2 protein-coding genes are annotated in these 2,038 nt (G+C 75.3%); both read left to right on the top strand.

The annotated features are described in order from the left end of the window. Positions 1 to 245: 245 nt before the first annotated feature. Positions 246 to 1,418, top strand: a complete 1,173-nt coding sequence (locus ACXAHD_RS32005) for an inositol-3-phosphate synthase (RefSeq protein ID WP_289213347.1) — start codon at positions 246 to 248, stop codon at positions 1,416 to 1,418. Then, the coding region (locus ACXAHD_RS32000; protein ID WP_475055143.1) for an SCO3242 family prenyltransferase at positions 1,415 to 2,038 on the top strand (624 nt) is incomplete at its 3' end. The genes ACXAHD_RS32005 and ACXAHD_RS32000, both read left to right, overlap by 4 nt.

The following is a 2,038-nucleotide window of genomic DNA, read 5'->3' as shown; positions in this document are numbered from 1 at the left end:
GGGGTAACCCGGCCGGGGACAACCGAATCGGGGGAGGCAGGGCCGAACGCCGAACGTCCCTGCCTGCCACAGCCCCGTCCGTCCGGTCGACCGGGCCCAACGACGGCGTCGTTGACGCCGACCTCGGCGCCGTCGACGGTGGTGCCACCCTGGCGCGCCCGGACGGACGGGGCCTTGCCAGCCCGGCAAGGCAGACAACCGGCAGCAGTACGAGTACCGCCAGGGGCGGGCGTTTGGAGGCAGGAATGCGTACCGGAGTCTGGTTGATCGGGGCCCGTGGCTCGGTCGCGGTCACCAGCATCGTCGGCGCGCTGGCGGTGCGCGCCGGCCTGGCCGACACCACCGGCTGCGTCACCGAACTGCCGGCGCTGCGTGGCCCGGCCCTGCCCGGCTTCGCCGATCTCGTCTTCGGTGGCCACGACATCGCCGCGACGCCGCTGGTGAAGAAGGCCGACGCGTTGGCCAGCGCCGGCGTGGTCCCGGGGCTGCTGGTCGCCGCGTTGCACACCGAGCTGACCGGCCTGGAACCGCAGCTGCGTCCGCTCCCGACCGGGACCACCCAGGCCGAGACCGCAGCGGCGATCGCGACGGACCTGGTCGCCTTCCGCCGCCGGCACGACCTCGACCAGGTGGTGGTGGTCAACGTCTCGACCACCGAACCGGCGCCGCAGCCGCACCCGGCGCACCACGACCTCGCCGCCCTCGCAGCCGCGCTCACCGAGGCGCCCAGCGGCGCGCCGGTGCTGCCGCCGAGCGCGTTGGTGGCGTACGCCGCGCTCGGCGCCGGCTGCGGTTACGTCGACTTCACCCCGTCGGTGGGGGCCCGGTTGCCGGCCCTCGACGAGCTCGCCCGACAGCGGGGGGCACCGTACGCCGGGCACGACGGCAAGACCGGCGAGACCCTGGTGAAAGCGGTGCTGGCCCCCATGTTCGCGCTGCGTAACCTGCAGGTGCGCAGCTGGTCCGGCAGCAACCTGCTGGGTGGCGGCGACGGGGCCAACCTGGCCGAGCCGGCAGCCAACGCGGCCAAAGCGGCCAGCAAACAGCGGGTGCTCGGCGAGATTCTCGGCTACCAGCCGCAGGGGCACACCCGGATCGAGTACGTCGACGACATCGGCGACTTCAAGACCGCCTGGGATCTGATCACCTTCTCCGGATTCCTCGGCACCGGGATGCGGATGGAGTTCACCTGGCACGGGTGCGACTCGGCACTGGCCGCCCCGTTGGTGCTGGACCTGGCCCGGCTGACCGCTGCCGCCGCCCGCGCCGGACGCGTCGGACCCCTGCCGGAGCTGGCGTTCTTCTTCAAGGACCCGATCGGGTCGGGTCCGCACGCCCTCGGCGACCAGTGGCGAACCCTTGTCGACTTCGCCGCGGACCTGCACGGGCGGACCGGCGAGCCGGGCGGGGTCGCATGACGCCGCCCCGGTGGTCGGACCTGGCCGAGCTGGTCCGGGCACCGGCAGCGCTGTCCGTACCGGGTGACGTGGTGGCCGGGGCGGCGGCCGCCGGTGGGCTCGGCCCGCGGACCGTCGGGCTGGCCGGCGCATCGGTCTGCCTGTACTGGGCCGGGATGGCGGCCAACGACTGGGCCGACCGGGAGCTCGACGCGGTCGAGCGGCCGCAGCGGCCCATCCCGTCCGGCCGGGTCACCCCCGGTGCCGCGCTCGCCGTCGCCGCCGGGCTCACCACCGCCGGTCTGGCGCTCACCGCCGTCACCGGCGGCCGTCGAGCGCTCGCCGTCGGCGTGCCGCTGACCGCCGCCGTATGGGCGTACGACCTGTGGGCCAAGAACACCCCGGCCGGCCCGGCGGTGATGGCCGCCTGCCGAGGGCTCGACGTCCTGCTCGGCTCGGCCGGCACCGGCCGGACCCGGGCCGCGCTGCCCGCCGCGCTGGCCGTCGCCGCACACACCTACACCGTGACCGAGCTGTCCCGCAGTGAGGTCAGCGGTGCCGATCCCCGGCTGCCGGCGGCCACTCTGGCCGGGACCGCCGCCATCGCGCTGGCAAGCGCCGCGTCGGCGACCGGCCGGGCC

The organism is Micromonospora sp. ABR4_055, from assembly GCF_056160425.1.
The sequence above is the reverse complement of the archived record's forward strand: the minus strand, read 5'-3'. Positions and strand labels throughout refer to the sequence as shown.

Coding starts and splice junctions, on each gene's coding strand:
- ACXAHD_RS32005 (WP_289213347.1), top strand. CDS start 246: ATGCGTACCGGAGTCTGGTTGATCGGGGCCCGTGGCTCGGTCGCGGTC.